The organism is Acidimicrobiia bacterium, from assembly GCA_029210695.1.
GTDB lineage: Bacteria > Actinomycetota > Acidimicrobiia > Spongiisociales > JAHEDJ01 > JAHEDJ01.
In genome coordinates, this window is record JARGFH010000056.1 from 1 (window position 1) to 22,723 (window position 22,723).

The 22,723-nt window shown below is 63.5% G+C and carries 29 protein-coding genes; 4 read left to right on the forward strand and 25 right to left on the reverse strand.

Translation table 11 applies throughout. The features are described 5' to 3' along the window. Positions 1–143: 143 nt before the first annotated feature. Both P1T08_14860 and P1T08_14865 read right to left on the reverse strand, forming a co-directional pair. Positions 144–1,022 (reverse strand): ABC transporter permease, encoded by an 879-nt coding sequence (locus tag P1T08_14860; protein ID MDF1597356.1) that lies wholly within the window; start codon positions 1,020–1,022, stop codon positions 144–146. Then, positions 1,022–2,035: an ATP-binding cassette domain-containing protein gene (locus P1T08_14865; protein MDF1597357.1), complete on the reverse strand. Its 1,014-nt coding sequence runs from the start codon at positions 2,033–2,035 to the stop codon at positions 1,022–1,024. Before P1T08_14865 ends, P1T08_14860 begins: the two co-directional genes overlap by 1 nt. A 142-nt stretch (positions 2,036–2,177) precedes the next feature. On the opposite strand from P1T08_14865, the gene P1T08_14870 reads away from it, so the two are divergent. Beyond that, positions 2,178–2,984: a class I SAM-dependent methyltransferase gene (locus tag P1T08_14870; protein ID MDF1597358.1), complete on the forward strand. Its 807-nt coding sequence runs from the start codon at positions 2,178–2,180 to the stop codon at positions 2,982–2,984. Positions 2,985–3,029: 45 nt separating this feature from the next. Here P1T08_14870 and P1T08_14875 read toward each other — a convergent pair whose 3' ends face one another. From P1T08_14875 to P1T08_14885, 3 genes are read right to left on the reverse strand one after another with little or no spacing between them, the layout of a single operon-like run. After that, positions 3,030–4,130 carry a cytochrome c3 family protein gene (locus P1T08_14875; GenBank protein MDF1597359.1) on the reverse strand — a complete coding sequence of 367 codons (1,101 nt, stop codon included), beginning with the start codon at positions 4,128–4,130 and terminating at the stop codon, positions 3,030–3,032. Positions 4,131–4,139: 9 nt separating this feature from the next. Further along, positions 4,140–4,427: a hypothetical protein gene (locus P1T08_14880; protein ID MDF1597360.1), complete on the reverse strand. Its 288-nt coding sequence runs from the start codon at positions 4,425–4,427 to the stop codon at positions 4,140–4,142. A gap of 55 nt (positions 4,428–4,482) precedes the next feature. Then, entirely contained in the window at positions 4,483–5,589 is a 1,107-nt protein-coding gene (locus tag P1T08_14885) for a rhodanese-like domain-containing protein (GenBank protein MDF1597361.1), read from the reverse strand. Between the two features lie 226 nt (positions 5,590–5,815). Between P1T08_14885 and P1T08_14890 the strand changes: the two genes are divergently transcribed. Beyond that, complete coding sequence (locus tag P1T08_14890; protein MDF1597362.1) at positions 5,816–6,322, forward strand: DoxX family protein; 507 nt, start codon at positions 5,816–5,818, stop codon at positions 6,320–6,322. 52 nt (positions 6,323–6,374) lie between these two features. On the opposite strand, the gene P1T08_14895 is transcribed toward P1T08_14890, so the two are convergent. From P1T08_14895 to P1T08_14960, 14 genes are all read right to left on the reverse strand, one after another. Next, entirely contained in the window at positions 6,375–7,232 is an 858-nt protein-coding gene (locus P1T08_14895; GenBank protein ID MDF1597363.1) for an FTR1 family protein, read from the reverse strand. A 165-nt stretch (positions 7,233–7,397) separates the two neighbouring features. Then, positions 7,398–8,087, reverse strand: a complete 690-nt coding sequence (locus P1T08_14900) for a hypothetical protein (GenBank protein ID MDF1597364.1) — start codon at positions 8,085–8,087, stop codon at positions 7,398–7,400. A gap of 5 nt (positions 8,088–8,092) precedes the next feature. Further along, entirely contained in the window at positions 8,093–9,235 is a 1,143-nt protein-coding gene (locus P1T08_14905) for a zf-HC2 domain-containing protein (protein ID MDF1597365.1), read from the reverse strand. Next, positions 9,232–9,705 carry an RNA polymerase sigma factor gene (locus tag P1T08_14910; protein ID MDF1597366.1) on the reverse strand — a complete coding sequence of 158 codons (474 nt, stop codon included), beginning with the start codon at positions 9,703–9,705 and terminating at the stop codon, positions 9,232–9,234. Before P1T08_14910 ends, P1T08_14905 begins: the two co-directional genes overlap by 4 nt. 205 nt (positions 9,706–9,910) lie before the next feature. Further along, complete coding sequence (locus P1T08_14915; protein ID MDF1597367.1) at positions 9,911–10,405, reverse strand: hypothetical protein; 495 nt, start codon at positions 10,403–10,405, stop codon at positions 9,911–9,913. Between the two features lie 7 nt (positions 10,406–10,412). Next, entirely contained in the window at positions 10,413–10,829 is a 417-nt protein-coding gene (locus P1T08_14920) for a pilus assembly protein TadG-related protein (protein MDF1597368.1), read from the reverse strand. Continuing rightward, on the reverse strand, positions 10,826–11,290 hold the full coding sequence (locus P1T08_14925) for a hypothetical protein (GenBank protein ID MDF1597369.1): 465 nt from the start codon (positions 11,288–11,290) through the stop codon (positions 10,826–10,828). Before P1T08_14925 ends, P1T08_14920 begins: the two co-directional genes overlap by 4 nt. Further along, positions 11,287–11,658, reverse strand: a complete 372-nt coding sequence (locus tag P1T08_14930) for a hypothetical protein (protein MDF1597370.1) — start codon at positions 11,656–11,658, stop codon at positions 11,287–11,289. The genes P1T08_14925 and P1T08_14930 overlap by 4 nt, the downstream gene beginning before the upstream one ends. 9 nt (positions 11,659–11,667) lie before the next feature. After that, positions 11,668–11,871 (reverse strand): hypothetical protein, encoded by a 204-nt coding sequence (locus P1T08_14935; protein ID MDF1597371.1) that lies wholly within the window; start codon positions 11,869–11,871, stop codon positions 11,668–11,670. Between the two features lie 35 nt (positions 11,872–11,906). Further along, positions 11,907–12,818: a type II secretion system F family protein gene (locus tag P1T08_14940; protein ID MDF1597372.1), complete on the reverse strand. Its 912-nt coding sequence runs from the start codon at positions 12,816–12,818 to the stop codon at positions 11,907–11,909. A 47-nt stretch (positions 12,819–12,865) separates the two neighbouring features. Then, on the reverse strand, positions 12,866–13,765 hold the full coding sequence (locus tag P1T08_14945; GenBank protein ID MDF1597373.1) for a type II secretion system F family protein: 900 nt from the start codon (positions 13,763–13,765) through the stop codon (positions 12,866–12,868). Further along, positions 13,762–15,042 (reverse strand): ATPase, T2SS/T4P/T4SS family, encoded by a 1,281-nt coding sequence (locus P1T08_14950; protein MDF1597374.1) that lies wholly within the window; start codon positions 15,040–15,042, stop codon positions 13,762–13,764. The genes P1T08_14945 and P1T08_14950 overlap by 4 nt, the downstream gene beginning before the upstream one ends. Beyond that, positions 15,039–16,238 carry a hypothetical protein gene (locus tag P1T08_14955; GenBank protein MDF1597375.1) on the reverse strand — a complete coding sequence of 400 codons (1,200 nt, stop codon included), beginning with the start codon at positions 16,236–16,238 and terminating at the stop codon, positions 15,039–15,041. The genes P1T08_14950 and P1T08_14955 overlap by 4 nt, the downstream gene beginning before the upstream one ends. Further along, positions 16,225–16,941, reverse strand: coding sequence for an RcpC/CpaB family pilus assembly protein (locus P1T08_14960; GenBank protein ID MDF1597376.1), 717 nt, complete (start codon positions 16,939–16,941; stop codon positions 16,225–16,227). Before P1T08_14960 ends, P1T08_14955 begins: the two co-directional genes overlap by 14 nt. A gap of 48 nt (positions 16,942–16,989) precedes the next feature. On the opposite strand from P1T08_14960, the gene P1T08_14965 reads away from it, so the two are divergent. After that, positions 16,990–17,523, forward strand: coding sequence for a hypothetical protein (locus P1T08_14965; protein MDF1597377.1), 534 nt, complete (start codon positions 16,990–16,992; stop codon positions 17,521–17,523). Here P1T08_14965 and P1T08_14970 read toward each other — a convergent pair. From P1T08_14970 to P1T08_14995, 6 genes are all read right to left on the reverse strand, one after another. Further along, positions 17,507–17,725 carry a helix-turn-helix domain-containing protein gene (locus tag P1T08_14970; protein MDF1597378.1) on the reverse strand — a complete coding sequence of 73 codons (219 nt, stop codon included), beginning with the start codon at positions 17,723–17,725 and terminating at the stop codon, positions 17,507–17,509. The genes P1T08_14965 and P1T08_14970 overlap by 17 nt on opposite strands. Positions 17,726–17,852: 127 nt before the next feature. Then, positions 17,853–18,455: a molybdenum cofactor guanylyltransferase gene (locus P1T08_14975; protein MDF1597379.1), complete on the reverse strand. Its 603-nt coding sequence runs from the start codon at positions 18,453–18,455 to the stop codon at positions 17,853–17,855. A gap of 18 nt (positions 18,456–18,473) precedes the next feature. Beyond that, complete coding sequence (locus tag P1T08_14980; protein MDF1597380.1) at positions 18,474–20,009, reverse strand: SulP family inorganic anion transporter; 1,536 nt, start codon at positions 20,007–20,009, stop codon at positions 18,474–18,476. 12 nt (positions 20,010–20,021) lie between these two features. Next, on the reverse strand, positions 20,022–20,369 hold the full coding sequence (locus P1T08_14985) for a DUF202 domain-containing protein (protein ID MDF1597381.1): 348 nt from the start codon (positions 20,367–20,369) through the stop codon (positions 20,022–20,024). Positions 20,370–20,403: 34 nt separating this feature from the next. Then, on the reverse strand, positions 20,404–21,531 hold the full coding sequence (locus tag P1T08_14990; protein ID MDF1597382.1) for an MBL fold metallo-hydrolase: 1,128 nt from the start codon (positions 21,529–21,531) through the stop codon (positions 20,404–20,406). A gap of 113 nt (positions 21,532–21,644) precedes the next feature. Further along, positions 21,645–21,977, reverse strand: a complete 333-nt coding sequence (locus P1T08_14995; protein MDF1597383.1) for a metalloregulator ArsR/SmtB family transcription factor — start codon at positions 21,975–21,977, stop codon at positions 21,645–21,647. Positions 21,978–22,123: 146 nt separating this feature from the next. On the opposite strand from P1T08_14995, the gene P1T08_15000 reads away from it, so the two are divergent. After that, positions 22,124–22,651: a DsrE/DsrF/DrsH-like family protein gene (locus P1T08_15000; protein MDF1597384.1), complete on the forward strand. Its 528-nt coding sequence runs from the start codon at positions 22,124–22,126 to the stop codon at positions 22,649–22,651. Positions 22,652–22,723: the final 72 nt, after the last annotated feature.

Sequence of the window (22,723 nt, forward strand, 5' to 3'; positions counted from 1 at the left end):
CGCCTGCAGTTTCTTTGACATAACTCCATCCTCGCTTCCAAGGTAAAGAGTCTCCAAGAATCCCAGGGCGATACAAATCGAATAGGTCAACCTGAACCCGTAACGGTTGAGCGAAACACCCGACCGACCCTGAGTCTTGTGCCCTACCCAACGGCGCGGCGGTAGACCCGTACCGACAACGGCACGAAGATCAGCAGAATCCCGATCGACCAGAGCAGCGACATCAGCACCTGACCATGGACAGTCGGGGCGTCGGCGAGCGCTTGCACCGGGTTGATGCCCGGGCCGAACTCGGCCAGCGCTTCCTGACCCAGCATCAGCCCGCGTAGCGCATTCGTGGTGACCGTGATCGGCTGAACTTCTGCGAACGTCCGCAGCCAATCCGGCATCGTCTGCGTCGGTACGAACACGGAACTGGCGAATACCAGCGGGAACACACCCAGGAACGTCGCAGATTGGGCGGCCTCCGGGTTCTTCACCACCAGGCCGATCGACGCCATGATCCACGACAGCGCAAAAGCAAACGTCATGGCGACGAGCAGGCCGGCGACGAATCCGATGAAGCTGGTCTGATAACGGAACCCCATCACAAACCCCATCACCACCATCAAGGTGATAACGAACCCGTTCCGGATGAGGTCCGAGAGGGTCCGGCCCGCCAGTACGGCCGAGCGGGCCATGGGCAGCGAGCGGAACCGATCGATCACGCCCTTGGACAGGTCCTCGGTGAGCCCGAGCGCCGTCTGGCCCGCTCCGAAGGCGGCCACTTGAATGAGCAGCCCGGGGAGCAGCCAGTTGATGTACTTGCCCTGAGCGATGGCGGGAATCGCCTGTCCGATCGCCCCTCCGAAGACGTAGTTGAACAGCAACAGGAACATGACCGGCTGCACTGTGGCGAAGATGAGTAGCTGCGGCAGCCGGATGTTGCGCAGCAGATTGCGCCGCGTGATGACGGCAATGTCCTTGGCGGCATGCATCGGGCTGATGCGCGCCCGCTCGGTCTTTTCAGATGTAATGGCCATCAGTTGCTCCTCCCCCTCGGTCCGCGTCGCTTTGGTGTCGTGACCTTCTCGGCTTCGGCTTCGGCTTCGGCCGCCCCGCGCCCGGTGAGGGTGAGGAACACGTCGTCGAGCGTCGGTTTGTGCAACGCGATGTCCTGCACGGCGATACTGCGCTCGTCGAGGCGCCGCACGACGTTCAGCAGTGTCTGTGAACCGTCCGGGGCAGGGAGGCGGAGGCTGCCCCGGTACTGATCGAATACGGCTGCCTCGGTCGACAATCCGGTCAGCGCCTCGATCGCCTGATCGCGCACCTCATCGCCGACATGGAGTTCGATCACCGAGCCACCCATCTGATCCTTGAGTTCGTCGCCGGTTCCCTGGGCGATCAGCCTCCCGTTGTCGATGACCGCAATCCGGTTGGCGAGTTGATCCGCTTCGTCGAGATACTGCGTCGTCAGCAAGACGGTGGTTCCGCCCGCCACCAGATCCCTGATTATGTCCCACAATCCCAGCCGGCTCTGCGGGTCGATGCCGGTGGTCGGCTCATCGAGGAAGAGCACCTGGGGCCGGCCGACCAGCGAGGCGGCCAGGTCGAGGCGTCGCCTCATTCCGCCGGAGTACGTGCGGACGGTACGGTCCGCCGCCTCCGCCAGCCCGATGCTGTGCAGCACTTCGTCGGCTCGCTTCGTCGCTTCTTTGGCCGGCAGGTTGTACAACCGTCCGACCATTTCGACGTTCTCGCGCCCGGTGAGGTACTCGTCAACGGCCGCATACTGGCCGGCCAGTCCGATGTGTGTGCGAGCGGAGGTCGGGTCGGCCGCAACATCGACGCCGGCCACCTCGGCGTACCCGGAGTCGGCGCGCAGCAACGTCGTGAGCACACGGATCAGGGTGGTCTTCCCTGCACCGTTGGGCCCGAGCAGGCCGTAGACGATGCCTGCCTCAAACTCGAGGCTCACGCCGTCCAGTGCTCGGATGTTTGCCTTCTTGAACGTCTTGACGATGTTTTCGACTCGAACGATCGGTTTGTCCACGCGGGAGGCCCCCTTCTTCATGCATGCGGTCGCATGAGGCTAGGCGATCGGCGAACCTACTGCTTCTTGCGTCACTTTGGAGCGTGCTGCGCTCTCAACTGACGCAAGAACGAGGCGGCGCGACCCGGTAGCCTTCCCGTCCATGATCCATCCGCCCCTCCCCGACTCCGTTACCGTGTTGGCGGGAACCGACGTCGAGGGCGAGTGGGAACGCTTTGCTCCATTTGAGGCGATGCACCACCTCCACGAGATCTGCAACCCGATGGACGCCACTTCCCTCGAGGAGATCCTCGACCGCCTGTCCCCTACCGGCGGCGAGCGCATGATCGACGTGGCCTGCGGCCACGGCGCCTTGCTCCTCAGGGCGGCCGAACGATCGGCGATCGAGGGAGTCGGACTGGACCTCTCACCGTGGGTTCTGACCCGGGCTTCCGCGCGAGCCCACGACCGCCCGCTGCAAGGAACGGTCGAGTGGTGGCTTGGTGACGGCACCGCTCTCGCCCGAGACCAACAGTGGGACGTCGCCACCTGTCTCGGGGCCTCGTGGATCTGGCACGGGTTTACGGGGACGCTGCGGGCGCTGGCCGCCCGCACCCACCCGGGTGGACGGATCGCCATCGGCGACCTCCGCACAAAGACCGGCCTGGCGGCAGAGGCCGTCGAAGCCGTCATCGGGACCGACACGAAGATGACCACCGAAGCCGACCAGATCGACGCCATTCAGAAAGCCGGCCTCGAGCCGATCCACTGCTACATCAGTCCCGAAGAGGCCTGGGCCGGCTACCACCGCCTGGTCATCGAGTCCGCCGACACCTACCAGGGGCCGGACCCGGCCGTCAACGCCAGGGCGATGGCCCGTGCCTGGCAGGAGGAGTTCGAGCGCGACCGGCGGATACTCGAATGGACGGTATGGATCGCAAAGAAGCCGGGCCACCCGGCGTCACCATGACCGGGCAGCCCGGATTCCGCCTTCCCAGCCCGGAATACCGAGAGCTCATCCACCCCCTGGAATCTCAGTGACGATCACGCTCCGATTGGCGTCGAGTTCGACCGGATCGACCTTGTCTTCAGTCAGGAAGATCGAAGCGTTTCCGTGGCAGGCATCGCACGAGGCGTTCTGCGGCGTCGAGCGCTGGATGTTGTGTGGAGTCGCGTACAGCCAGGTCGGCCGGGCATCGAACTCGGGCAACAGATCATCGCCGTAGTAGGAGAAGCTGTCCTGGTCGACCGGGACATGGCGGACCGTCACCCACGACCATGGGCGGTCGTCGGTCGGAGTCGGGTTCTTCCCGATGTAGAACAACATCTGCGACTCGTCCGTCTCGAAGTACGGCACGCCTTCCTCGGATTTCTGAACGTGACAGCTGTAACAGTTCTTGTATGCCACCGAATGGCAGACCTGACAGGAAAGGGCATCCAGATGCCATGCCGTGTGCTGGGCGTTGGCGCCTTCGAGGTCCGGGTGACAATCGGTGCAGGCCGGATCTTGCGCTCCGTCGTATCGGAGCTCCTGCTCGGGGCCGACCCCGTGCATGTCATCGCCGGTGTGGCAGGTGAAGCACGCCATGCCGCCCGGGTTGTAGTGGACGTCTGCCGGATACATCCCGCCGTCGTCCGTTTCGTTCTTGCCTTTGTACTCGTTCTCGATCCGGCTGCCGTGACAGCCCGTGCAGGTCAAGTTCATCGGCGGCGTCTCTTTGAACGAGTGACCGGCGAGCAGTCCACCTCCGGCACTGGTCGGCCGGCTCACATGGCATTGCCCGCACGAGGCGTGACAGGATGCGCAGTGATTGGTGAAGGCCTCTTCCAGCCCGGGCGAGAGCTCGTCGCCGCCGCTGCGGGCCAGCAGCACGGTGTCGTAGCCGCCGAGCGTCGCATGCAGGCTGCCGACGTGATCGTCGGTGGTGTCTTCGTGGCAGGTGCCGCAGGTGGTGATCGGGTCGGGATCGACCGTTATTCCGGTGTGGGCCTCTTCCATGTCGGTTGCGCCCGGCACCCCGCCGTGACAGGTGGTGCACCCGACCTGCCCGTGCGTACTGGCCGGGAATTCCTCATCGCTTACGAATACTTGCTCCCATGCCTCCAACTGAGGCACCGAGCCGCCTCAGCCCTCACCCGAGCTGAGCGATTCCGCGTCCACCGGTTCAACGGCGAGCGCCATCAAGGTTTCCTGGTTGGTGTGGCAATCGAGGCAGGCGGCGTCCGGGTCCATCGCTTCGGTGGTGGTCGGAACGACGGCCTGTGTCGTAGTGGTTGCTACCGAATTCGGCGTTGTGTCGAGAGCCGCCACAGTGGTGTCTGGAGCTTCCGCCTCGTCACTGCTGCAACCGGCGAATACTCCTCCGGCCACGATCATCGCCCCGGCGGCCACCACCAGAGTCCAACGTTTCATATCAACTCCTGGTGGGAGGCGCCGGGATCTCACCGACGCCTCCCGCTGGTCCGGTCTAGGGCAGTTCGTTGATCACGGTTTCGGTCGGGTATCCCGGCGCACCCGTGTAGCGGCCGGTGGCGAGGACCGCATCGTCGTCGGTCCAGTCCATCATCCCGAACTTCATGTTGACGGAGTCGTAGCCGAGCAGCTTGAGGGCGGTTGCCGCCACCTGACCGGTGTGACCGGTGTAGCAGTAGACGATGATCTGCTCATCGGATGGGAGCATGGCCAGGCTGGCCGGATCGGCGATGGCTTTCCAACCGATGTTGTAGGCACCTTCCACATGACCGAGCGCATAGGCATCCGGCGCCCGGACGCTCAACACGAACGGATTGTTCGCATCATCACCGTCTGAGAGGTTCTCAAACAAGGCTTCGGCGGAGGTCGTCGGACCCCAGTCGGCCAGGAAACTCTGGGCCGACGCAATCGCGATATCAACCGCGGCCGTCTCGCCGGTGGTCAGCGTCGGCGGTTCATATTCAACCGTCAGTTCGTTGGCTTCAGTCTCGGTCGGGTATCCCGGCGCACCCGTGTAACGGGCGGTAGCCAGGATCGTGTCGTCATCGGTCCAGCCCATCATCCCGAACTTCAGGTTGGTGGCGTCGTACCCGAAGATCCGCAGCAGGGTCGCTGCCACCTGGCCGGTATGGCCGGTGTAGCAGTACACGACGATCGGCTGATCGGTCGGCAACTTGGCCAGGTTCGCCGGGTCGGCGATTTCTTTCCAGGGGATGTTGTATGCGCCCTCGATGTGACCGAGCGCATAAGCATCCGGCGCCCGGACGCTCAGAATGAACGGGTCGTTCGATTCGTCGCCGTCCGAGAGGTTCTCGAACAGGGCTTCGGCCGAAATCGTCGGCGACCAGTCGGCAAGTGCGGCGGTGATGTGGGCGGCAAGAACCGCACTCTCATCGATCGCTTCCGTGGTCGTGGTGGTCGGGGCCACTGTGGTCGTGGTCATCTCGACCATGGTCGTGGCGACCATTGGAATGGTTGTTTCGGCGGCCGCGGCCGCGGTGGTTTCAGTGGTCTCCGTGGTGTCGTCCGACCCGCAGGCCGAGACAAAGAGACCCATCACGATGAACAAGATCAGCAAGTTCATTCTCTTGCTGGGTGACATGGCACTCCTTTCAGAGTGATGTCAAGGTTCCTACCCCTTGCTGGCAATGTATCGCGTTCTGTCGCTTCTTGGACACGCCGTTGGCCCCATTCAAAAGTGCCGGCGGACCCGCCCAAGCGAAGGAAATACGTCGGTATAACACCTGCTTATGTAGGGTTTCTGACCGGTTGGGAAGAGATCGCCGGCCGGAATGGTTGCGCAGAACAGAAAATGTGAAGGAGCAGCGATGGATGCACAAAACCTCGGCTTGCTGATCTTGCGGGTGGCCGCCGGCGCGGTGATGATCGCCCACGGCCTCAACCACGGACGCAAGCTCGACAGCACCGCCGCCTGGTTCGAGTCCATAGGCTTCAGCCGCGCCAGGATGCAGGCGTTCCTCTCGGCGGCCGGCGAACTCGCCATCGGCGCCGGCCTCATAACAGGGGCTCTCACCACCTTCGCTGCCGCCGGTCTCGTCGCCACCATGGTGGTGGCGGGCGTTTCGAATCACCGCAAGGCGGGGTTCTTCGCCTTCAACCGTCCGATCGAGGGTTGGGAGTATGTGATGATGCTGGGCGTGGTCGGCTTGTCGCTCGCCACGATGGGGGGAGGCGAATGGTCGATCGACGGTGCAATCGGCCTCGACGTGTCCGGATGGCCCGGATTCATCATCGGTTTGGCCGGGGTCGGAGCAGGCATCACCCAGCTCGCCCTGTTCTGGAGTGCGCCTGCGGAAACCGAGATCGACGAATAGCGGTTGGTTCCGCCGCGACCTGTCCCCTCCGAGTCCCGGCTCCGGCGGTGAGTCAGTCGTTCAGACGTTCCGCCGCAGGATGGTCCTCCGTGACGCCGGCCGACTTGGGCGCCGCCGACGTCATCTGGGCAAAGGCAGCCCCGATCGGCAGCAGGTAGGCCCAGTAGGAGATGACCATCAGCAGCGACGGACCCGGCGACCATCCGAACATGGTCTTTGCGAACCGGGCGACAGTGCTGACGTCGGGATCGCCGAACGGCACCTGATAGAGAGGTTCGATCAGGATCGGCAGCACGGCCGCCTCCTGGAACTCGTGAACGCCCTTCGATACGAGGCCGGCCGCGAAGAGAATGATCAGGAACCCGGTCACCCGGAAAAAGATCCGGAGGTTGATGCGGCTGCCACCCCGGTACATGAGGTAGCCGATGCCGATGGCGGTAAGCAGGCCGAGCAGGCCACCGACCAGCTGGCTGCCGCTGGCGGACTCCCCCACTGTCGTTGAGATCAGGAAGAGGGCTGATTCGAGGCCTTCTCTCAGGACCGCGACGAACGCCACCGCCGCCAATGTGGCGACACCGCCGAGCGCCACCGCCGAAGCAGCTTCCGACTCCAGCTTTCCGCGCAGCTGACGGGCGTTCTTTCCCATCCAGAAGATCATCCAGGTGAGGAGCCCGCCGGCCGCGAACGCTACGACTCCTTCGGTGAGTTGCTCGGCACGGCCTTCGAGGGAACCTACGGTGTTGTAGATCACGATCCCGATGAGGAGAGAGAGGAAGGCCGCCGAAATGGTCCCGACCCATACCCACCGGATGTGGCTGCGCGAACCAAGCCGGTTGAGGTAGGCCAGCAGGATGGCGACGACGAGCGCCGCTTCGACACCTTCACGCAACATCACCAGGAACGCAGCCATGGCGCTACTTTACACTATCCGCGTAGTGCAAACCCACTCTGATTTCTCCGCAATGCAGTGGTCGAAAAACGCACCACTGCATTGCGCAGAAAAGCCCCCCTGGATTCTCCGCAATGCAGTGGTCTGAAAACGCACCATTGCATTGCGGAGAAAACCTGGACGGAGCTAGGCGGGGACGGTCGAGCGCTGCCGATCGGCGACCAGGCTCTCGCCGGTGGGCCAGCGAAGCGCCATCGCGACCACTACTGCGGAGGCGCCGAGTGACGACGCCGCCTCCCACCACACGACCGTGTCGGATGCGCACTCCTCGCGCATGGTCTCTCTCTCCGAGGTGCTCGAACTAGAAGAGCCGACCGGGCGGAGTTGCCACCCGGACTCCAGTCCGCGCTCGGCAGGGTCGACCTGTTCGGTCCGCCCGTCGGCATAGGTCACCGTGCAGGCTGGATCCAAGTGGGCGAATAACACCAATACCGGCACCACGGCTGCGATGGCGAGCAGCGGGCGTCCGAATCGTGCCCACCTGGGCTCTGGAGCCGGACGGATCCGGCTGCGGGCCACCAAGCCCCAGACGATCGCCACGATCAGCCACAGCGGTATGAGCTCCAATGCGGCGAAGCCCATAACCAGGGCCGCCATCCCTGCCGCCGGGAGCAGCGACGGCCGGCGATCGAGAGAGATGAAGGCAAACCAGGCCGGCAACGTGAACGCCGCCACGGTGGCGATGGCTTGCAGCAGGCCCGGCCCATCATCGGACAAGACCGCACCCGCCATCAAACCCACCACCAGGGCTATCACCAGTCCGGCAGTACCGCCGACAATGCGCCGCTTCAGTTTCATCTGTTCGTACAAAGGCATTTCCTTCATCTCCCGCACACGAAATCGGACCAGTTGTAGAAGTCGACCGCCAGCACCGCCGGGTATTCGACTTCGACGTCGTCGAGGAACCCGATGAGCTCTGCCGTCGGCCCGGTCACCACGAGGGTCACCACGCCGGGGTCGGCTTGCGCCAGCTGCACGGCCGTTTGTTCGAGTCGTTCGACGTCGCTCGTCTCCGGATCGACCGCCCGTTCGATCAGCCATGGGTTGGCCGTAAGGGTGCCGACGGCTCGCCGTACCTCGGCGAGGGCATTGGCGATCGAGGCCGGGGCACCGCCGAGGCCGAGTCCCCCACTGACCGATGTGCCTCCAAAGCGTGAATCATCGACCATCCCGGGCTCTAGACAGGTGGGGTATCCCAGTACCCCGTATCCAAAGCCCGAGAACGGTTGCTCGTCGAGGTCCAGCCGTTGGGAGGTCGGAAAACCCGCCCAAACGACCCGGACGTCGTAGTCCGTCGAGTCGGCCAGCTCCTGGGCTCGGGCCAGCGAGATCGGTTCGTTGAAGTGGGCGGCTACCGTGGCCACCGTGCCCGAGCCCAACTCGGCCAGCCGGTATTCACCTGGTGTCCCCGAGTTGAAGTCGGTCACGTAGGGCCAGAACCAGCCACCAAGGGGAGCGCCGAACCTGGTGATCCCGATCCGGCTGCCGACCTCGCCCAGCTCTTTCGCCCCGGCCCCGACCTGCAGCACGAGGTGAGCTGTGTTCGTCCGCGATGCTGCACCGGAGGTGACATCCCAATCGGTGGCGATGGCGCCCTCGTTGACCATCATCGCCATGTCGAAGGTGGCGCGAGCAGCGATGGTGGCACGGTCTCCCCGGTTGATCACCAGCGGTTGGATGATCACGGCGGAGACCAGCCACGCCACTATCCACAGCGACACCAGCATGAGGGCAGTGTTCGTCACCGTCCTCCACATTGCCCGCCGGACGGAGCGCCGTAGGGACCGCTCGTCCACCGCCCCACCGGCGAGCCCGCTGAGATCGACCGGTGCGACCTCGTCGAGGATGGCCCGGCATTCCGCGCAATCGGCGAGGTGATCGTCGACGGCCCGGCGGGTCGCCCGGTCGAGCGTCTCGTCGACGTATCCTTCGAGCAGGTCCTGAATCTCATCGTGGGAATTCATCTCTGGTACTCCGTGTAGTAGGCCCGGAACGAGACCCGGGCGCGGTGAATGAGAACCTTCACGGCCGCCGGCGTGCAGTGCATCGCGTCGGCGACCTCCTCGTAGCTGAGCCCGGCTCGATCACAAAGCAGGAGGGCCGTGCGATGACGTTCCGGCATCCTCGACAACGCCTGTTCGATGGCATCGACCTCGGCGAAATCGGCATCCTCGACCACCGCCTCATAGACATCTTCAACGGGTACGGGATGGCGGCGTCTCGTGTCGTCGATGAACACCGACCTGGCGATGGTGAACAGCCATGACCGGGGATTGCCTCCCCGATAACCACCAAGTGAGCGCGTTGCCTTCACGAAGGTCTCTTGCATCAGATCCTCCGCGTAGGTTCTGTCCCGGCACAGCGAGATGAGGAACGCGTAGACCGCGTCCGCATGCGCCCGGTAGAAGCCTTCGATTGTGGTTGGCGTGTCCACACGTCTCCCGTCCTCCCTAGTCAAGGTGTTCTTGTCCTGGGAAAGACGGATTTCGGATGCCCGCAGTTACGCGCAACCTTCGATCGCTTTTTCTCCGCAATGCTGCACACGATTAACCGACCATTGCATTGCGCAGAAAACTCCCCCCGGTTTCTCCGCAATGCTGTGGACCACCACACGACGCTGTATTGCCGAGAAACTCGGGCTATCCGCGGTCTTCGACGGTCCAGAGGAGCCATCTGGTGCCCCCCTCGATGAGGTGGAGGTCCCAGACGACCTCGTCGACGGTCTCTCCGTCACGGGCGATGATCACCGTGCCCGATACCACCGGGAACCCATCCCGCATGGCCGCGGTTGGCTCGACGAGTGTGAAGGAGTAAGTCGCCTCGTCCGAACCGATCGTCGACGCTTCTCCAAATAGTTGAGCGTATTGCGGACCGGCGGGGTCGAGGAACCCATCCAGCACTGCCAGGTCACCCGTCGATGCAAACCGCGCCCATGCGTCCAGGGCGTCCTGGGCGGCGGCGATCCACACCTCCTCGTCGAAGACAAGAACCGGAACAGGAGTGCCAATCGTCACCGCGTCGGAGCCGGCGGGTTCCTCCGACGACCAGTCGAAGACCTGCCAGACCAACACCGCGGCCAGCACCACGATCAGGCCAATGGCCGCCGCCAGGCGCCCGGGGCTGTTCCCACCCATTACGACCTCACGGTGACGGCGCCGCCCGCGCCACAGAGACAACTCGTACCAACAACGGATCTTCGCCGACCGTCAACAGACGTAGGAGCGTGAGTTCGACTTCCCGAGTCAATACGACCTGCACGGAATCGCCGGCGACCGCCACGTCGAGCGGGGCCGACAGCTCTCCGGCCACACCATGCTGAGCGACGACACGCTCCGCCAGCGCGACAGCCTCATCATTCAAGAGACGTATCTCCCCGACCTGGCGCCATTGGTCCACATCCACGGCCGAAGCCGCCGCAGCCGCCGCAGAATCGGCCACTGCAGCCAGCTCGCGCCGGTCCGACATGACCCTCCACAGATCAACGCTCAGTCCCCCAAGGAACAACACGGCGATTGACAGACCGAGAACCCAGAACGTGATAGACCCGCGCTCTTTCACGGTGCAAAGCTTCTGTAGAGCTCGACCTGCTCCGTCACGCGGGACGATACGGTTCCCTCTCCGAACGTCCCTATGCCGAGGATGGTCGCCGCCGGCACTCTCACCCGAACCTCGACCGCCATCATCGCTCCACGGGACAGTGGCGGACAGTGCGCCTCGGCTTTCATTTCATCGGGAGCCTCTTCATGTGCGCAGAAGAAGACGGAAACGTCCTCGGCATCGATTCCATGATTCGAAGCGACGCGCAAAGCAAGGGCAGCCGCGGCGGTCTCATCCGGCGAAGTACCCGGTGACAAAACGAGAACGCGAGCCGCTTCTCCCGCCGCCACACGCGCCATCGACTGTCGCTCTACCCACGGGGCGACCGACATGACCAGGACCGCCATCGGGATGAGCAGGAAGCCGACGGCGAGCGCAAACTCGATCGGAGCTGCACCGCGATCGTCGCATCGTTCGCTCACGGCAGCGTTTCCTTCACTGCGGTAGCCGTGAGACTGAACTCCCAGTCGGGAACAACCCAACCTTCGAACTGGACCCGGGCATTCGCCACTACGAGGTTGCCATCCAGACCACACCCGGTCTCGACTCCGCGACCCATTTCGCCTCCGAGCAGGTCACCCACGAACGAGTCAATGCGGTCCTGGCAGTCATCCGGCGAAGCGCCGAGCGGAGCTCCGGCGCGAACGCCCTCGTCGAGCGCCGCCCGTACAACGCCGCGGCCATATTGGAACACGATCAGATTGGCAAAAGTGACAAAAAGCAGCAGCGAAAGACCGGCCGCCAGCACGAATTGTGGCGTCGCCATCCCGCGCTCTGATGCGGCATCCATGCCGGAACCTCAGCCGTCGAGGATCTTGGTGCGGATCCAATCCACGACGTCGACCCCCAGCGCCTGTAGGAGGCCCCAGATCACGACCAGTGCGGCGATGGCCAGCGCGGCGTTTCCGAGCAGTTCAGCAGTGCTCAACCCTTCCTCACGGCGAAGTTCGCCTACACCGCGCGGCAGGCGCTGCAGCAGCGCAACCATAAATACACGGACCAACTCCCACTCCTTTCCCTTCCTGGAGATCATATCCATCACAGATTCCCGAAGACGATGGAAGGCAGAGGTGCGGCGACAAACAACAGCATCACCGGCGCCAGAATTGCGATCGTCGGGATCAACATCGCCGCACGTCTCTTCGTAGCCTGCCTCCGCATCGCTTCACGCCGACCCTCCCTGACATCTTCACTCAGGGCGAGAAGCGCCTCGCCGAGATCTGCGCCGCGCTCGTCGGCCGCAGCCAGAAGTGCGTATGTTCTGGCCGCATTGGGCTCGGGCGTCGTCGAAGCCACCCGACTGAACGCGTCTGAGGCGGACATCCCGCTCCGATGGAGCCGCAACGCCTCCTCTAATTCCTCGACGACGGCCCCGGAGCCGCGTTGAGAGAGTTGCTGCACCGCCTGGATCACTCCTCCCCCGACCCGGACCCGCATCGCCAACAACTGATTGATCGTATATATCTCGATCCTCATCCGATCACGCCGTTCCTCGATTGCCCTGTCGACTGCCGCCCGCGACCGGGTGGCACCCACGACGAATCCCAGAACGCCGAGAAGGAGTGCAAGTGACGCCCCATCCCCAACGAGCGCGCCCGCGACAACCCCAGCAACCGAAGCGGCAACGGTGGTCCCGAGCTGACGAACCCGATACTCCTGAAGGCGGTCATCCTCAGGCAGGGACAAGTACAACCCGGCCTGGCGGAGTTTCAGCGCCATCCCCTCATCACCTGTGGCTTCCACCAGCCTGCCGAACCGTACGGCAAGGGCCTCGACCATCGGGCCGAAGAGTCGGGCTACGACTCCCGCCCCACTGACAGGTCCCGGATCGGACACACTGAGCACATCCGGACTCATTCCGAGGCTCGTCCGGCTGATCACGGTGTATGGGCGTACTCGCGGCGCCAGGCGACGGGTCGGCCGGACGAGGAGGGACGCGAACGCAGCCACCGCGATTCCCGACAGAACGGAGACCAGGAGGTCAACACCGCCCGAACTCAACGCGCACCCCCCTGTTCGACCAGCAACGCTGCCCCTCCCATGACTCTCGGCTCATCTGGATCCCGGCTCAGACGCCTGACGACTGCAATCCCGAGCAGACTCATGGCAGCTCCGATCACAATGACGACTGCTCCCCCGGGAGACCTATAGAACTCGCGGAACAGCCCGGCCCGGGCCGTCAGTGCCACGAGCACAAACCAGGGCAAGGCAAAGACAACCCTTGCATTTATCTTCTGCTCGAGCGCTTCCGTTCTGATCTCTTCGATAGCCCACAAGTCACGCGTCGTAGCCTCGCCTAGATCATGGAGAATGCGCGGCACGAGCGCACCTCCACGTTCATAAGCGAGGATCAACACCTCGATGACGCGATCTGACGTCGGATCCGCCAGCTCTTCCTTGATCACTTCGAGTGCCGGCACAACCCCCAGCGTCCGGGTCAGGAGTGGATATGCGGCAAAGGCCTGCCGGAGAGGGATCGGTCCGCTGCGCGCCAGAGCTTCAACTGCCTTCGGAAGTGACATCCCGGAGGAAATCGATGCGACGAGATCGCGAATCCCGTCGGGCCAAGCCTGCTGAACCTCCGAGAGTCGTTGGATTCTCCGTCGCGAGAAGTAGGCGCGAGGCAGCAATGCCACCACGATGGCCGGCATCAATGCGACGAGTGGGACGCCTGAAACGAGGAGAAACACGGCGAACGCGAGGGCGCCGGCGCCAATCGAAGTCATCCAGAACTGACGGGGCGTTAGCTGTACCCCCGCCTGAATCAGCCAGGTCTGCTGCTCCGAAACCGTCGGTCGCATTGCCTTCCGCATTTCGAACCGGGGACCATGGCCCGTCATGAAGCCGACGAGCAAGTACATGAACAAACCGGACAGAAGCGACGCCACCAGGGTCATAGAGGGCTCACTCTGCCCTCGAGAATCGACTTGAGATCCAGACCATGAGGAAGTGCACGATCGATGATGGCCGTCGATTGCTCGGGAGGGAACGAACCCGTCCAATCGAGTGGGCGCCCGATGGCCTCTCGAGCGAAGATGGGATCGGTTGAGAAGTCCTCCCGCATCGCCGGAACGACGGCAATGATCTCCATGATCTGCCGCCGGAGTCTTTCGTTGCCCGGTTCGGGCAACGAATCCCGATCGAGATGGACGACGAAGTCGATCGATGAAGCAAATACCTTGCGAACGATCGGCTCGCTGACGTTCTCGCCTGCCATCAAGGCGGCATTGACGATCGCGTGCAGAGCCTCGCGGGCCGAGTTGGCATGGACGGTGCAGGCGAATCCGCATCCGGCGTTAACCGCCCTCGTCAATTCGAAGGCTTCCGCCCCTCGAACTTCGCCCACAACGATACGGTCTGGCCGCATCGCCAGCACGACCTTCACCAGCCCTCGAAGGGAGATCTCGCCCTCCCCGTCGAGTGATGGAGGTCGCGCCTCGTAATAGGAACCATGCACGATGGGAACGTGTAGCTCACGCACCTCCTCGCAACATCGAAGGCAATGTGTCGGAGGTGCAGCCGAAATCATCGCGCTCAGTAGTGATGTCTTCCCTGCTCCGGGAGGTCCGGAGATCAGAACGGAGAGATTCGTCTGCATGATCGCCCAGAGGAACCCGGCCGCGACCGGCGTCATTGCGCCAAGTTCCACGAGAGAGGGAAGCGTCTCTTTGCGAAGCGCATAGCGACGAATCGTGGCCGACAGTCCATCCGAGATCGGTGGGATCACGGCAGTCATCCGCGCCGAGTCCGACAGGACCCGCGCTTGCACGATCGGACTGGCCGTGTCTAGATGACGATCAGTATCCGCGAGAAGCCGATTCACGACCTGACGGTTCTCGGCTTCGGTTGTCGGTGCCGCGATCGCTCTCAGATGTCCTGAGCCGTCGATGTAGGTCACCCGGGGCCCCTCGATGAAGATCTCCTCCACATCAGGGCGGGTGAGGATGTCGGTCAAAGGTCCGTGCGCGGCAATCGACCGGATGACCCGTCCGATCATCTCACCCGGATCGTGCAACGCCCGTTCTTCCCCCAGGTGCGCTCTCCGCTGGTAGTCGTCAACCACGCCGGCCACGGCCGCCTCAACTGCCGTACGATCGAGTTGCGGGTCCAGTTTCCGACTCTCGATGAGGTCGACTGCAGTCCTACGGATCGTGTCGTACGCGTTTGCCGTCATACGTTGACGCTTTCCGCTGCCTGCATCTCGTCGAGTCGTCGCGTGAGTGCCATCACCGCCTTCGAGTAGGGGCCGATCGGTACTGCTTCCCCCGCCCACCCCGCATCGGACACCCGCCGGTCCTCAGGGACGAACGACAGCGTGGCTGGTTGATAGCTCCTGGTGAACTCAATAGCGACTTCTCGCTGCTGGAAGCTCGATCTCCCGATGCGGTTGAAGACGCAGTGGACCGTCGCTTGTTCCACCAGCGAAGCAGCATCGGCCAGCCACTCGATCAAGCGCGCCACCCCGACTGGCGTTGGCTGCCCGACCACCACCACCTGATCGGCGGCAGAGACAAGAGCACGGGCAAGTCCGTTTCGATCGGGTCCCCCGTGATACGACAGGTCTTCGATGCGAGCACCAATGTCGACGACTACCCGGTCGCGACCATGTGCCAACTCCCTTACGACCTCGACAACGTCACTCGAGCGAAGTTCGATCCAATCCCGAGGGTTGGGAAGCCCGATGAGCACCTCTACCCCGACGTGACGGGGAAAGGCGAGCGATGCATGAAGGCCGTCTGAGCGATGATTGAGGGCATCGACTGCCGACCTCAGATTCGGATGGAGCGCAATACCCAGCCGCTGGGCAATCGAAGGTGCCAGGTCATCACAGTCGACCAGAGCAACTGAACCACCCCGGTATCGCCACCCGGCGGCCAAGGCAATGGCAATCTCGGTGCGGCCGACACCTCCCGATGGGCCGCCCACAACAGTTACTTTCCCGCCCTCCGCTCCGAGATCCGATGGCCCGATCGATCCGGAGATCGGCTCATCCGACCCTGCAACACTCAGACGTTCAGGACCGACGAAGATTCGACCGACTGCCTTCAGGAACTCTTCGGGCGGGGCTTGAGCTTCGACCACCGCATCGACGCCGAGCGACCGGAGTCGCTCCTCACCCTCACGAAACTCGACCCGATCGAAGACGCCCAGCACCAGCTTGCCGTTGGCCTGCGCCTGCTGCACCAACCGGCGAGATAGGTACGACGTGAGGTCGTCGATGACCAACACGTCAAACTGCTCGGACAGGACGTCCTCCGGCCGCATAACCCGTGTGCGGACGCGGGCGCCGCCGTGGTCGGCAACGAACCTGTGGAGTCGCTCACCCCACTCGCGAGGTGACACCGCAATACCGAGCTCAGCTTCCCGCATCGGGTTCTCCAGAAGATACTGACTCGGGTGCAGCCGGTTGCGGGAACACCAACTGCGTTGGCTCGCTCGCACCGGTCGACCGGATGATCTCAATCGATCCTCCATCGAGCGCGCTGGCGATCCGCAGAGCCGTGAGCGAGTCGACGGCAATAGTGACGTAGAACTGGCCGCTCGATCCAAGTCCGGCGCCGGATGACGGAGCAACATCAAGGACGGGTGCGGCCAGGACGATGTATTCAGCCAGGCCGTCGGCAACGCCGATAACGTCGACAACGTCGTTTTCGTTGATCATTCCACCGGTGGCATGAACCCGGTCCACCGGGATACTCATAGCCCTTTGTTCGGACGGCGCAGCAGCCTCCACGAAATCGGAGACGGAGACGAGTTCTCCCTGCGCGACGGCACGGGCAACAATCCGGTCCTCCAGGTCGAGCAGGTACTCCGCCGGGACGAGGGTGGATAGGACATTCGGATCCACCTGGACTTCGACCATCCGAAATGCGTCGGCGCTGACCTTCGTGCCGCGCACGAGGTCCGCAACTGCCACCGCGACAAGGGAGGTCTCATCCCTCGCCCGCAACAGGGCGAAGTTGACGAGCACGGCCAGCAGGCCGGCGGTGACCATGATGAGATGCCCCATCGACAGTCGACCGGTCAACGACGGGCGGGTCCGGTGGGCTGGTTTCGACTGCTCAACCGTCATTTCCTCGTTAGCCTTTCACCCGACACACTCAACAACAGTGACGGAAAGATGGATTGGGACGATCCAGATTTCGACGAACTCGCTTCGGAGCTTCGCCAGCAGGTCGGGGGAGAATTTCGACTCGAGGCCGAAGCGGTTGAAGACGATGCGACGCGGCATGCTCTGCGGCGTAGAACATTGCAGGACGTCGCGTTTGAACTCATGAACCGCGGCGATGAGGTCGGCGCCACCGGCGCCGGCGTCTCGCTCACTGGCACCGTCACGCACGTTGCCGGTGACCTGGCCATCATCCAAACTCCCCACTCACTCGCCAACGTCAACCTCGCCGGTCTCGTCTCATTGCGGGTTGTTCGCCGCCATCAGGAGGGCGGACTAGGTCGTGCTAACGGCTCTCCATCGTACCGATCTCGAATGCTCGAACTTGAAATGTCCGGGGAATTCATCGAGATCTTCTCCTCCGTTTCAGACCCACTCACCGGAACCATCCGCGTCGTCGGCGCCGACCACATCGTGGTCGTGGACCGCAATCAGACGGAGTGGTTCATCCCGCTCTCGACCATCGTCTTCACTCTTCAACACTGATTTCTTCGGGGGCTTCGACGGCCGGATGGGCCTTGAGGAACTCGAACACCTCGTCCCGGAAAAACTTGAACGCACGACCGCCCGGCAGGCGGTAGGCCGGAATACGGCCTTCGCGGGCATACATGCGAACCATTTGCACGTTCATCCCCAGCAGTTCTGCCACCTGGGCGGCATCGAGAATCGGTGGGTAGTCCTCCGCCATCGGCAACTCCTTCAGGTAGTCGACGATAGTTTACAACACGCAGCGCCGCTTTGTCGGCCAAATCGCTCCTTCTTGCGTGGTAAATGTGCGGTCTGCGACCGGAATCCACGCAAGAACGGGGTGACCGCTAGCCGAACCGGACCAGGCCTTCTGCCAGGGCGGCGGGTGTATCGACGCTGAACCACGAGCGACCATCTTCACCCCAGGACCGCCATTCAGGTTCGTCGATTATCAGGGCGCCCGCCTTCACGGCTTTCCACAATGGGACGCCATCGGCCACCGCCCGGGATACCGCGTCGAATACGTCGGGTGTGTAGAGCGCGCAAGTGATTTGGAGCACTTCGTCGTGGGGCACGGTGGTCCGGTCCTGCCGCGCCAGTCCGGCCAGGGTCTCGACCCGGAGGAACGGCTGATCGACCGCCACCACCAGCACCGGGCGCCCCTCGGAAACCCGCAAGGCGGTCGCCACGCCGGCAGCAGGGCCGAGCGGGCCGAGGCGATCATCGGGAACACATTCGATGCCGGCCAGGGTTCCCTCCCGGCCGACCACCACTACCTCCCCGCACACCGCTTCGAGCGCCCGCGCCGCATGTGTAACCAGCGGTTCACCGCGCAGTACGACCAGGGCCTTGTCGACGCCCATGCGGGTCGAGGCCCCTCCGGCGAGAATGACCCCGAGCGGCCCCGGATTCGCCCCCTCTTGCGTGAGAAAGGAGCGCTCAGCACCCATAATCGACGCAAGAAGGGGTCACGGCTCTCCGATCTCAGGAAGCTTCTGCTCGAGGATACCCCCGAGGATGCGCCTGGTCTGCGGGGGCACCTTCTCAAACGAGACCTCGAGGCCGGCGCCCTCCGCCTGTTCGGCAACGCTCTTGAGAACTAGCGCCCCGGTGTAGTCGATCCGGCCCAGGCTGCCGAGATCGAACACGAGAGCACTCGCATCCTGGTGCTCGGCGAGCAACTGGAGCAGGGCCTCGTTGAGCGGCGGCGCCGACCCGAAGAAGAGCACGCCGCGCGGAGTTAGCCGCAGGGTCTGTCCGTCGAAGCTCGAACCGACGCCGACCTTGATCTCTCTCCACACGTGGATGAGGATTCCCAGCCCAATGCCGGTGATGACGGCGAACTCGACCCGCGGACTGAGGATGAGCGTCAAGGAGAAGGTCGTCCACAACACGGCGGTTTGCGGCTTCGAGTGCTTCCACATCGTCCACAGCGGCGACAGCCGGATGAGTTGGGCAACGGCCGAGATCACGATGGCGCCGAGGATGGCCCGGGGCAGGGGCGACAGAACTCCAGCGACGGGAAGGAACGCCAGCACGACGAGCCCGGAGATCGCTCCGACCCACCGGGTCTTCCCACCGGCCAAGCGGGCTACGGACGAACGAGCAAACGACCCCCCAACGGGAAACCCACCGGAGATCCCCGAAGCGAGGTTGGCGACACCCTGGCTGACGAACTCCCGATCCGGGCTCCAGGTCTGGCGTTCCTGAGCCGCAAAAGTACGTGAAATAGCGGCTGCCTCGGCGAACCCGACCAGGGCAATAACCACCCCACTGACCAACAGCGATGGCAGCGAGCCCCAGGGCAAGTCGAGCGAGAAGGGCGGCAGTCCGGCCGGCACATCTCCCACGATGAGTCCGTCGTAATCGGTCACCACGCTGTAGACAATCCCCAGGATCACGGCGACCAGCACCCCTGGAAACACGCGGTGGAGTTTGCGCCCGCCGAGCACCAGTACGGCGGTCACCAGTGACAACCCGACGGCCGCCGGCTCCCATTCGGATATGTGAATCAGCGCCCACCACGCCTTCTCGAGGATCTGGCCGTCCGGCGCCACCACCCCGACCGCGGTCGGGACCTGCGAAGACAGAATGAGGATGGCGGCCGCCGACGTGAACCCGATCAGCACCGGCTGGGACATGAAGTACGCCAGGAACCCACCGCGGAAAGCGCCGATGAGCGTCCTCACCACTCCGACGACAAGGGCCAACAAGGCGGCCAGGGCCACGTACTCGGTGGTACCGGGCTCGGCACCCAAGCCCTGCAATGCTCCAAAGGTCAACAAGGCCGTCAACGCCACCGGGCCTGTCTGGAGATACGGTGAGGAAACGAAGAAAGCAGCGACCAGCGAGGGCAGGGCGGCCGCGTACAAGCCAACATAGACGGGGACCCCGGCGATTTCGGCGTTGGCCAGCGACTGTGGAATGAGCACGAAGGCGACACTCAATCCGGCGATTACATCCGCAGGCCGCGGCCGGCCTGCCCGTGCGATCAAGGACTGCACGGCGACCGGCCCCTACACCAGCACGAAGACGACGGCGGCCGCCGTCATGAGCAACGCCAGGGCGGTGATCACGATCGGCCCGGTGGAGGCGGTCTGAAACATGCCCTCCTCGAGTTGCACGCGGACGCGCTCGTAGCGAATCGTCGCGTAGATGAGCGAGGCGGCACCCACACCGACCATCGTCAAGCCCGCGATCTCGGCCTCAACCCCCTGGGCCTCAACCAGCTTTCCAACCAGGACACCAAGACCGATGATGCCGAGGGCGGTACGCACCCAGGCCAGGTAGGTCCGCTCATTAGCAAGATGATCACGGGCGCGACTGCCGCGGTTGGGGCGAATCGGATTCCGGGACGTGCTCACGGCTGAGAGGGTACTCCGCAGTCCGGCGGGGTCCTCACTTGGACAGGGCACACTCGTTGCGGCCGACTTCGAGTTCCTTGGCCTTTTCAGCGTCCGGCATCAGCACTCCGAGATTCACCTTGCGGATGTCTGCGTAGATGGCGGGCGGCTCACCGAGATGCGATACGACGAAGTCGACGAACTCGGCCTCATCGGCGATCGACACCACCGGATCGTTTTTCACCAGATCACCCAGCGAGCGCCGAAGAGTGCCGTCTTCCAGCGACTCGGTCCGGCTCGTGTAGTGCGCCGGGCAGACCTCCAGTGCAGGATCGAGAGGCGATAGCTTCACGTGAATCGTGTTGAACAGATCTCTCGCCCAGGGCTCGGTCTCGCCGCCGAGGTCGGGGCGACCGACGCCTGTGACGAACACCGCGTCGCCGGTCATCAGATAACGGCCGTGCACCTCGAGCGACGTCGAACCGGGCGTGTGACCGGGGGTCGCCACCGAGCGGACGATCATCTCCATCTCGCCGAACGTGAACACCTGCCCATCTTCGAGGGGGGTGTATTCAAAGACAGCCTCTTCAGCATCGCCCGGCGAAATGCGATATGTCGCGCCCGTCTGTTCGGCCATAGCCACACCGATGGAGATGTGATCGGCGTGCAGATGAGTGTCGAACAAGTCGGTGATCGTCGCGTCGTACTGGTCGGCGAGCGCCAGGTAGCGCTCGGCATCGGCAGCCGGGTCGATGACGGCCATCGTATGGCCGCGGGCGCCCACGGCATACGAAAGACACGCCTTGGCCATCCGATCGAGCTGAACGACAAAGTGGGTCCCGTCGTCGAAGAGCGTCCTCGGGATCAGCGTGTTGGCCCACAGGTCCATACCGCCTTCGAGGTTCATGACGTTCGCCCTCTCCATCATCTCGACAACCATGCCGGACGAACCGCCGTGGGCGCAGATGGCGATCACGTCCTGGTCCTCCGGAAGCGTGGCGGCGATGCCTTCGATGTCGCCGAGGGCCGTCCAGTAGGGGATGTTGACGGTATCGAGGGCGAGCTTGCCCTCGATCCGCCAGCGCTCGAACTGATCGCCGGCGCGCAAGTCGAGAATGTAGGGGAGCTTCTCGGCGTCTTCGATCCTCCTGGCGAGGTCATCGGTGGTAATCGAGCCGGGCATCTGGCAATCCCTCCTCACAGGCGCATCCGCGGCCTGACATGCGAAACGGCGCATGTATCTTATGAATGACCTCGGGACCCGGCAAGGGGTTCTTCCCCGGCCACGGGCGGCGACTACGAGTTGGCCGCCTGCGGCTCTTCGGCATCCACCTGCATTTGCTCTGCCATCACCTCGCGCAACAGGTCGATGGCCTGGGTGATCTTGTCCGAAGTCAACGAGTAGAACACTCGCTGCGCGTCACGACGGGCCAGCACCAGGCCGCGGTCGCGCAGCACTGCCAGATGTTGAGACACGTTCGCCTGCGGGAGTTGCAGCTCTTCGCAGAGTTCCATGACCGGACGCTCGCCATCGCGCAGCGCATTGATGATCAGCAGCCGTTTGGGATCGGCAATCCCTTTGCAGACACCTGCGTGTAGGGCGAGTAGCTCATCGGCGACGGAGTGCATAGAGGCAGAACCTAGCCGATGACATGCTCAAGGTAGAACGTCCGGAGAAAAACCCCAGAATCGGTTGACGCACCGATACCGGCCGTACCAGGATGCGTCGAGGCGCATATAGGCGCCCGGGGAGACACCAACACGAAGGAGGGACGATGACGGCTACCGATCATCAGATCGAACCCGCCCCAGAGGAGACCGCGCCTGAGAAGGAGAAGATGGTCATCATTGCCGCCTCGGGCGACCTCGACAAAGCCTGGCCGGTGCTGATCCTGGCCACCACCGGCGCCGCCTACGGGATGGATGTAACGGTGTTCTTCACGTTCTGGGGGCTCGGCATCCTCAAGAAAGCAGACGCCGGCCTCACCGGAGACGACTGGCGGCAGAAGATGCTGTCGATGTTCCACAACAGTTCTGCATCCGGACTCGGCTTGTCCAAGTTGCACTTCGCCGGAATGGGTCCTGCCATGATGCGCGGCCTCGCCGAAGACCACAACGTTGCTTCCGTCCAGGAGTTGCTGGATATGGCGATCGACCTGGGCGTCAACCTCTGGCCGTGCCAGATGACCATGGACCTCATGGGCCTCAAAGATGAACATCTCATCGATGGTCTGTCCGCCCCCGTCGGGGCAGGTTCGGCAATCAGCCTGATGAAGCAGGCGACAATCAGTCTGTTCATCTAGGTGGCTGCCGAAAAAGTGGCTTTCGGTGAGGTTGGTTGGCGGCGGGCCAGTCGTGGGTGATGCCGGAGACCA